This is a genomic window from Amycolatopsis sp. NPDC003861 (assembly GCF_053605405.1).
The window spans coordinates 1-9757 of the sequence record NZ_JBSGJD010000312.1; the positions used below are offsets into that span (position 1 = coordinate 1).

General features: G+C 74.6%; 3 protein-coding genes. All 3 read right to left on the reverse strand.

Translation table 11 applies throughout. The features are described from left to right. The coding region (locus ACWEVN_RS42860) for a type I polyketide synthase (RefSeq protein ID WP_452055103.1) at positions 1-1877 on the reverse strand (1877 nt) is incomplete at its 3' end. Between the two features lie 131 nt (positions 1878-2008). Continuing rightward, entirely contained in the window at positions 2009-7501 is a 5493-nt protein-coding gene (locus ACWEVN_RS42865) for a type I polyketide synthase (protein WP_452055104.1), read from the reverse strand. Beyond that, on the reverse strand, positions 7498-9757 hold a 2260-nt coding region (locus ACWEVN_RS42870; RefSeq protein ID WP_452055105.1), incomplete at its 5' end, for an SDR family NAD(P)-dependent oxidoreductase. The genes ACWEVN_RS42870 and ACWEVN_RS42865, both read right to left, overlap by 4 nt.

The window sequence follows — 9757 nt, forward strand, 5'->3', positions numbered from 1 at the left end:
GAAGCCGGCTGCACCACGTCCACCCGATCCAGCTCGAGGCCGTCCCGCAGCACCTCCGTCACCGACCAATCCACCCACGGCGACAACGCCTTCTCACAGTCCGCCACCACTCCGGCGAACAGCGGCGAAACCGCCAGCAGCTCACGCCCCATCCCGACCCACTGCGCGCCCTGGCCCGGGAACACGAACACCCGCTTGCCCTCGACGTCGGCCACCCCCGAGACGACTCCCGGAGCCGTTTTCCCATCGGCCAGCGCCCGCAATCCCGCGACCGCCGCGGCGTGATCGGTCGCCACGACGACACCGCGGTCGGGCAGCGACGCCCGCTCGGTCACCAGCGCCGCCCCCACGTCGGGCAGCGACCCGCCGTTGTTGTCCACAAAGGACACCAGGTGCGCGGCCTGACCCCGCAGCGCGGGTAGGCTCCGGCCGGACACCACCAGCGGCACCACACCATCGGGGAAGGGCACCTGGTCGCCCTCCGGCGCGGGTTCGGGATCGGGCGCTTGTTCGAGGATCAGGTGGGCGTTCGTTCCGCTGATGCCGAACGACGAAACCGCCGCCCGCCGCGGCCGGTCGACCGCCGGCCACTCGCGTGCTTCGGTCAGCAACCGCACTTCCCCGGCGGACCAGTCCACCTTCGGCGTCGGCTCGTCCACGTGCAAGGTCCGCGGCAGCACGCCCCGGCGCATGGCCTCCACCATCTTGATCACCCCGGCCACGCCGGCGGCCCCTTGGGTGTGCCCGATGTTCGACTTGATCGACCCGAGCCACAAGGGCTCTTCGCGATCCTGCCCGTACGTCGCCAGCAGCGCCTGCGCCTCGATCGGGTCCCCCAGCGAAGTCCCGGTACCGTGGGCTTCCACCACGTCGACGTCCGAAGTGGACAGCCTTGCGTCGGCCAGTGCCGCCCGGATCACCCGTTGCTGCGACGGGCCGTTCGGCGCCGTCAACCCGTTCGACGCCCCGTCCTGGTTCACCGCCGAACCCCGGACCACCGCCAGCACGCGATGTCCTCGTTCCCGGGCCACCGACAACCGTTCCAGCACCACGAGGCCGGCCCCTTCGCCCCAGCCGGCGCCGTCGGCGGAGGCGGCGAAGGACTTGCAGCGGCCGTCCGGGGACAACGCGCCCTGCCGGCTGAATTCGACGAACGTCCCGGACGCCGACAGGATCGTCACGCCGCCGGCCAGCGCCATCGTGCACTCACCGCGCCGCAGCGCCTGCACCGCCAGGTGGATCGCCACCAGCGACGACGAACACGCCGTGTCCACCGTCAACGCCGGACCTTCCAGCCCCAGGGTGTACGCGATCCGGCCGGAGGCCACACTGCCGGAGCTGCCGGCGCCGAGGTAGCCCTCGTACTCGTCGGCCACGCGGTTCAGGCGCATCGCGTAGTCGTGGTAGGCCATCCCGGCGAACACCCCGACTTCGCCGCCGCGCAAGGACATCGGGTCGATACCGGCGCGCTCGAAGGCTTCCCACGACGTCTCCAGCAGCAAGCGCTGCTGGGGATCCATCGTCACGGCTTCGCGGGGGCTGATCCCGAAGAACCCGGCGTCGAAGTCCGCGGCGTCGTGGACGAAACCGCCTTCGCGGACGTAGGACTTGCCGAAGGCACCGCGGTCCGGGTCGAACAGGTTCCGGACGTCCCAGCCGCGGTCGTCGGGGAACGGCGAGATGGCGTCGACCCCGTCGGCGACCAGCCGCCACAGGTCTTCCGGGCCACGCACCCCGCCCGGGAAGCGGCAGGCCGTCCCGACGATCGCCACGGGCTCGGTCGCGGCGGCTTCCAGCTCGTCGGCGCGATGGCGGGCCCGCTGCAGATCGGCGGTGACCCACTTGAGGTAGTCGACCAGCTTCTCTTCATCCGTCATGTCGGTGCAACCCTTTTCCGTAAACGAGCCCGGCGCAGGTCGACCGCGGCCGGACAGCGGTCACTGTGGAGTCAGCGGGCCGATTCCAGTCTCGCCCGGCCGCGTCACCGGTGGCCCCCTTGGCCAACCCCCTACGGCTCCCCTGTCTTGCCGCGGCCGAGCTGGTTGTCGATGAAGTCGAACAGCGCCGCCGCCGACCCCGCCGGCAGTGCGGGCCCGGCGCCGGGGTCGGTCCGTTCCTTCCAGCGCGACAGCATCGCCTGCAGCCGCGCCGTGATCTCGCCTTCGAGCGCGCTGCCCCGCGGGATGTCCGCCAGGCTTTCCGCGAGGCGGTCGAGTTCCGCCATCGCCGGCGGCACGTCGTCGGCGGGCTGGAACAGCTCGGCCTGCAGGAGGCGCGCCAGGGTGGCCGGGTTGGGGTGGTCGAAGAGCAGCGTCGCCGGCAGCGGCACCCCGGTGCCGGCCGTGAGCCGGTTCCGCAGCTGCACGGCGGTCAGCGAGTCGAAGCCCAGCTCGGTGAACGCCCGTTCGGCCGGGACCGCGTCGCCGGGTGCGTGGCCGAGGACGGCCGCCGCCTCCTTGCGCACCAGCTCCAGCAGTTCCCGGTACCGGTCGGCCGGGGGCAGGCCGCGGAGCCGTTCGGCCAGCGCACCGCGGGTCGCCGCGCTCGCCTGGGCCACCCGCCGGCCCGGCCGCACCAGGGCCCGCAGCAGCGCGGGGACCGGACGGGCCCGCAGCTCGGCGAAGTCCAGCTCGGCCGGCATCAGCACCGGATCGCCGTGTTCGAGCGCGGCGTCGAGCAGCCGCACCGTTCTTTCCTCGGACAGCGGCCGGATGCCGTGGCCGGGCTGTGCCCAGGCAATCGACAGGGCCGGCTGCCCCTGCGCGCGCCGCTGCCGCACGAGGGCCTCGAGGCAGGCGCCGACCGCGCCGGCCACGCTGCGGCCCGCCTCGCCGGTGAGGCCGGCGGCCGAGGTGAAGAGGACGAACGCGGCGAGGTCCCGGGTCAGCTCGTGCAGGTGCACTACTCGGTCCACTTCGGACTGCACGACGGCGGCGAGCCGTTCGGGCGTGAGTTCGGTGAGGGCGCAGTCGTCCGGGGTGGTCGGAAGGTGGAACACGGCGGTGAGCGGCTGCTCGGCCAGCAGCCGGCGGAGCGCTTCGCGGTCCCCGGTGTCGCACGCGACGACCCGCACATCGGCGTCCAGCTCGGCCGTGCTCGCCCCGGCCGCGTCGCTCGGGCCGAGCAGCAGGAGGTGCCGCACGCCGTGCTCGGCCACCAGGTGCCGGGCCAGCACCGCGCCCAGGGTTCCGGTGCCGCCGGTGATCAGGACGGTGCCGGCCGGGTCCAGGCGCCGGGCTCCGCCGCTTCCGGCGCCGGCGCGAACCAGCCGGGGCACAACCGGCACCCCGGCCCGGACGGCCAATTCGGGTTCCCCGCCGCGAAGGGCGGCGGGCAGGGCCCGGAGAGAGCGATCGTCGGCGTCGAGGGCGGCAAGGACGAACCGGCCGGGATGTTCCCACTGCGCGCACCGCACAACTGCCCGCGCGGCCGCGGCGGCGGCGTCGCCGGTGTCCGCCGGATCGCGGGTCAGGACGACCAGGCGCGCCGCGGCCGGGCGCGGCTCGGCAAGCCACTCCTGGCACAGCCGGAGGGCTTCGCCCGCTGCGGCGGGCACGTCGGCGGCCTCGATTTCCGCCAGCACGGGGCCGTCCGGCGCGGGCCCGGAGGACAGGCCGGGCCGGACGCGCACATCGATCCCGGCGGCGGCCAGCCGGTCGGCCAGGCGCGGGCTCGCCACCACCGTCAGGGCGGGTTCGCCATCCGGCGCGGACCCGGCCGACAAACCAGACCGCACGGCCGCCTCGACATCGGCGCCGGCCGAACCCGGACTCGCCACCCCCGTCGAAGCGGATCCCCCCGCCAGCTCGGGCCCGGCCGACGGACCAGACCGCACGGCCGCCTCCACACCGGCACCGGCCCAACGCGGGCTCGCGACCACGGTTTCCCCCTCCGGCGCGGCCTCGGCGGGGAGCCAGCCGACCCGGTACAGCGAATCCGCGGCTTGCGGGGCGGCCGGCTCGTCGGGGCCGAACGGGCGCAGGGTGATGCTCTCGACGGTGAGAACCGGCGCGCCCGCGGGGTCGGTGGCCGTCAAACGGAAAGTGGCCGGTCCCGCCGGGGCGACGTGGACGAGCAGCGTGGTGGCGCCCGTGGCGTGGAGGGTCACGCCGGTCCAGGCGGCCGCCAACTGTGGACCGTCCGGCGCCTCCGCGGTGAGTGCGATCGCTTGCCGGGCGGCGTCGAGCAGGGCGGGGTGGAGGCCGAATCCGGTGTCGGCGGCCCCGGGCGCGGTGACTTCGGCGTGGATTTCCCGCCGGTGGGACCAGGCCGCGGTCAGGCCGCGGAATTGCGTGCCGTAGCCGCGGCCGTCGGCCGGGTCGTCGTAGCACCCGGAGATGTCGAGTTCCCTCGCCGCGGGCGGGCGCTCGGCGAGCGGCGGCCGGGGCGCGGTCCGGGTGAGGGTCCCCGACGCGTAGCGGGTCCACGTCCGGCCGGATTCGGGACGGCCGTGGACGGTGATCCCCCGTTCGCCCGTCTCGCCGGGCTCGGCCACGGCCACCTGCAACCGGACCGCGTCCTCCCCGGACAGCGTCAGCGGCCGGTCCAGGACGAGGTCACCGATCGCCGGGCAGCCGGTCTCGTCACCCGCCCGGACGGCCAGCTCGACGAACACCGACTCCGGCACCACGACCGCGCCGGCCACGGTGTGCTCGGCCAGCCAGGGGTGCGACCGCACCGACAGCCGGCCGGTCAGCACGACACCGCCGGAACCGGCGAGCGGCACCGCGGCGCCCAGCAGCGGATGCCCGGGCGAATCGAGGCCGGCCGCGGAGACGTCCCCGGCGTCCGGTGCCGCGTCCAGCCAGAACCGCTCGTGCCGGAAGGCGTACGTCGGCAGATCCGGCCGACGGCCTCCGGGCCCGAGACAGGCCGTCCAGTCCACGCGGACACCGCGCACGTGCAGCTCCGCCAGCGCGGTCAGTACCCCGCGCACCTCGGATACGTTCTTCCGCGCGGTCGCGACGAACTCCACGCGGGCGTCCGCGGGCAGCGCGTCCACACCCAGGCCGGTCAGCACCGCGCCCGGGCCGACTTCCAGCACCGTCGACACACCCGATCCGGCCACCGCGGCGACACCGGCGCCGAACCGCACGGTCGCTCGGACGTGCTCCACCCAGTACTCCGGATCGGACACTTCCCCCGGCTGGGCCACCTCGCCGGTCACGTTCGACACCAGCGGGATCACCGGCTCCCGCAACGAAAGCAACTTCACCACGTCACGGAAGTCGTCCAGCATCGGCTCCATCAGCTCCGAGTGGCACGCGTGCGACACCCGGAGGTGCCGCACCCGGCACCCCGCGGCCCGCAGCTCGTCCGCCACCGCCGTCACCGCGGCCCGCTCGCCCGAAATCACCACCGACTCGGGACCGTTCACCGCCGCCAGCGACACTCCCGAGCCCGGGAGCACCTTCCGCACCCGATCCTCGGCCGCCCCGGCGATCGACACCATCGCGCCACCCGGCGGCAACGCCTGCATCAACCTCGCCCGGGCCGCCACCAGCCGCGCCGCCCCGGGCAGGTCCAGGACGCCGGCCACGAACGCCGCCGTCAGTTCGCCGAGGGAGTGACCGGCCACGACGTCCGGGGCCAGCCCCCACGATTCGAGCAGCCGGAACAGCGCCACCTCGAACGCGAACAAGGCCGGCTGCGCCCACCCCGTCTCGTCCAGCACGCCGTCGGTGTCCTCGAACATCACCGAGGGCAGGGTGACGGCGTCCAGTTCCGCGCACACCTCGTCCACCGCCGTCCGGAACACCGGGAAGTGCTCGTACAGCTCCCGGCCCATGCCCGCCCGCTGGCTGCCCTGCCCGGAGAACACCATCGCGAGGCCGCCCGGGACGGCCGTGCCCGTGACGACGCCGGGGGTGCCCTCGGCCAGCGCCCGCAGCCCGGCGACGGCTTCGGCCCGGTCGGCCGCCGGCACCACACCCCGGTCGGGCAGCGAAGCCCGGCTCGTCACGAGCGCGCGCCCCACCTCGGCGAGCGGGACCTCGGCACTCTCCACAACGGACAGCAAGGCGGCCGCCTGGGCGCGCAACCCCGCCTCCCCGCGGCCGGAAACCACCAGCGGCACCACCCCGCCCGGCACCTCCGGCGGCTCGGCGTCCGGCTCCGGTTCCGGCGCCTGTTCGAGAATGACGTGCGCATTGGTACCGCTGATCCCGAACGACGACACCCCCGCTCGCCGCGGCCGATCCACCACCGGCCACTCGCGTGCCTCGGTCAGCAACCGCACCGCACCCGCCGACCAATCCACCTTCGGCGTCGGCTCGTCCACGTGCAACGTCCGCGGCAGCACCCCCCGCCGCATGGCCTCGACCATCTTGATCACCCCGGCCACGCCGGCGGCCCCTTGGGTGTGCCCGATGTTCGACTTCACCGAACCCAGCCACAACGGCTCGACCCGATCCTGCCCGTACGTCGCCAGCAGCGCCTGCGCTTCGATCGGGTCACCCAAAGACGTCCCCGTGCCATGCGCTTCCACCACATCGACGTCCGAAGTGGATAGATCCGCGCTCGCCAGCGCGGCCCGAATCACCCGCCGTTGCGAAGGACCATTCGGCGCCGTCAACCCATTCGACGCCCCGTCCTGATTCACCGCCGAACCCCGGACCACCGCCAGCACCCGATGCCCCGCCGCCCGCGCCACCGACAACCGCTCCAGCAGGAGCAGTCCGGCACCCTCGCCCCAACCGGTCCCGTCCGCGCCACCGGCGAACGGCTTGCACCGCCCATCGGCAGCCAGCCCACGCTGACGGCTGAACTCCACGAACGACACCGGCGACGCCATCACCGTCACCCCACCGGCCAACGCCAGAGAACACTCACCGCGGCGCAACGCCTGCGCCGCCAGATGAATCGCGACCAGCGACGACGAACACGCCGTGTCCACCGTCAACGCCGGCCCCACGAAACCCAGCGAATACGCCACCCGGCCCGACGCGACACTCCCCGCCGAACCGGACCCCAGATACCCTTCGACGTCGTCGCGCGCGCCGCGCACGCGCGAGCCGTAGTCCTGGCCGAACAGGCCGGCGAACACGCCCACGTCGGTGCCCCGCAGCGAAAGGGGATCGATGCCCGCCCGTTCGACCGCCTCCCACGACGTCTCCAGCAGCAGCCGCTGCTGCGGATCCATCGCCAAGGCCTCCCGCGGGCTGATCCCGAAGAACCCCGCATCGAACCCGGCAGCGTCGTCGAGGAAACCGCCCTCCCGGACGTACGACGTGCCCGCCCGATCCGGATCCGGGTCGAACAACCGCTCCAGGTCCCAGCCGCGGTCACCGGGGAACGCCGAGACGGCATCGCCGCCGCCGGCCACCAGGTCCCACAACTGCTCCGGCGAGGACACCCCGCCCGGGAAGCGGCACGCCATCCCGATGATCGCGATCGGCTCGGCGTCCCGGTCCTCCAGTTCGCGGACCCGCCGCCGGCTGGCCAGCAGGTCGTTGGCCGCCTGCTTGAGGTAGGCGCGGAGCCTGTCTTCGCTGGTGGTCACGCGTCTCGCCTTCCCCGGGGCTCGCCCAGCTGGTCCAGCAGGTCGAACAGTTCGTCGTCGGTCGCCGCGTCCGGGTCGATGGCCTCCGGTTCGCCGGGCGGCGGGACCTCCAGCAGGCGCACGAGTTCCCGCAGCCGGGCCAGCACCTCGCCGGCGTCGCCGTCTTCGAGCAGCGCGGGCACCGCCAGCTCGACCCGGTCCAATTCGGACAGTGCGGTCCGGGCCGGGGTCGCGGCCGCGGGCGCGACGGCGGCCGCGAGTTCCCGGGCCAGCTCGACCGGGGTCGGGTGGTCGAACACCAGCGTGGCGGGCAGCCGCGCCCCGGTGGCGTTGGCCAGGCGGTTGCGCAGTTCCACGGCCGTCAGCGAGTCGAATCCGAGGTCCTTGAACGGCTGTTCGGGGTCGACGGCGTCCGCACCGGCGTGCCCGAGCACGGCCGACGCTTCGCGACGCACCACGTCCAGCACCACGCGCTGCTGTTCGGCGGCACCGAGCCCGGTCAGCCGCTGGACCAGCCCGCTCGGCGCCCCGGCCGTCCCTTGCGCGCTGCGCCGCGGCGGCCGGTGCACCAGCCCGCTCAGGATCTCGGGCACCGGGCCGGTCCGCAGGGCGGTGGTGTCGACGGCGGCGGGCACCACCGCTGCGGCCGCGGCCTCGAGCGCGGTGTCGAGCCGGGCGAGGGCGTCTTCGTCGCTCATCGCGACCGCTCCACCGCGGGCGATGCGGGCGCGGTCAGTGCGGCCCAGTCCCCCGCTCATCCCGCTCGCCCGGTCCCAGAGGCCCCAGGCCAGCGAGATCGCCGGCAGGCCGAGGCGCCCGCGGTACTCGGCGAGCCCGTCGAGGTACGCGTTCGCGGCGGCGTAGCCACCCTGACCGGGACTGCCGACGACCCCGGCCAGCGACGAGAACAGCACGAACGCCGCCAGGTCGGCGTCCCGGGTGAGCACGTGCAGGTTCCAGGCGCCCCGGACCTTCGGCGCCAGCACGGCGCCGACCTGGTCCGGCCGGATCGCCTCGACCGGGGCGTCCGCGAGCACCCCCGCGGTGTGCACGACGGCCTTCAGCGAGTGCCCCCGGACGGCCTCGCGCAGCGCGTCGAGATCGGTGACGTCGCACGCCGAAACGGTCACTTCGGCGCCCAGCTCGGCCAGTTCCTGCCGCAGCTGCGGTGCCCCGTCCGCGTCGGGGCCGCGGCGGCTGAGCAGCAGCAGCCGGCGTACCCCGTGCCGGGTGACCAGGTGGCGGGCGACGAGGACGCCAAGCGTGCCCGTCCCGCCGGTGACGAGGACCGTCCCGTCGCCACCGAGGACCTCCGGCAGGGTCAGGACGACCTTCCCGGTGTGCTTCGCCTGGCTCACGTACCGGTAGGCATCCGCCGCGCGGCGGATGTCCCACGCCGTCACCGGCAGCGGCCGCAGGTCGCCGCGGGCGAACAGTTCTCCCAGCTCCGCCAGCATGCCCGCGATCGCGTCGAGGCCGGCGTCCATCAGGTCGAACGCCCGGTAGCGCAGCCCGGGGTGGTCGGCCGGGTCCCGGACGTCGGTCTTGCCCATCTCGAGGAACCGGCCACCCGGCTTCACCAGCCGCAGCGACGCGTCCGCCTGCGCGCCGGCCAGCGAATTGAGCACGACGTCGACACCGGCGCCGGCGAACCGGTCGGCGAACTCGGTGGTCCGCGAGGACGCGATGCGGTCCGCGTCGATCCCCAGCGCGGCCAGCACCGGCCACTTCGCCGGGCTCGCCGTGGCCAGCACCTTCGCGCCCCAGAGCCGGGCGAGCTGGATCGCCGCCATCCCCACGCCGCCGGCGCCCGCGTGCACCAGGACCGTCTCCCCGGCCCGCAGGCCGGCCAGCTCGCGCAGCCCGAACCACGCGGTCAGGAACACGATGGGGACCGTGGCCGCCTGGGCGAACGACCAGCCCGCGGGCACCGGTGCCACCGACCGCCGGTCGGCCACCACGACCGGTCCCGCGGCCGGCAGCAGGCCGAACACCCGGTCCCCGGCTTCGAGGCCGGTCACGCCCGGGCCCACCTCGAGCACGACACCGGCGCCTTCACCGCCGAGGGGACGCTCGTCGGCGACCATGCCCAGCGCGGTGACCACGTCGCGGAAGTTCACGCCCGCCGCCCGGACCGCGATCCGGACCTCGCCGGGTGCCAGGGGCCGGTCCCCGTCGGGCCAGGGCTGGAGGACCAGGTCCGCCACGCTGCCGGTGCCGCGGGACGCCAGCCGCCACGGGCCCGGCGGCGGCGTC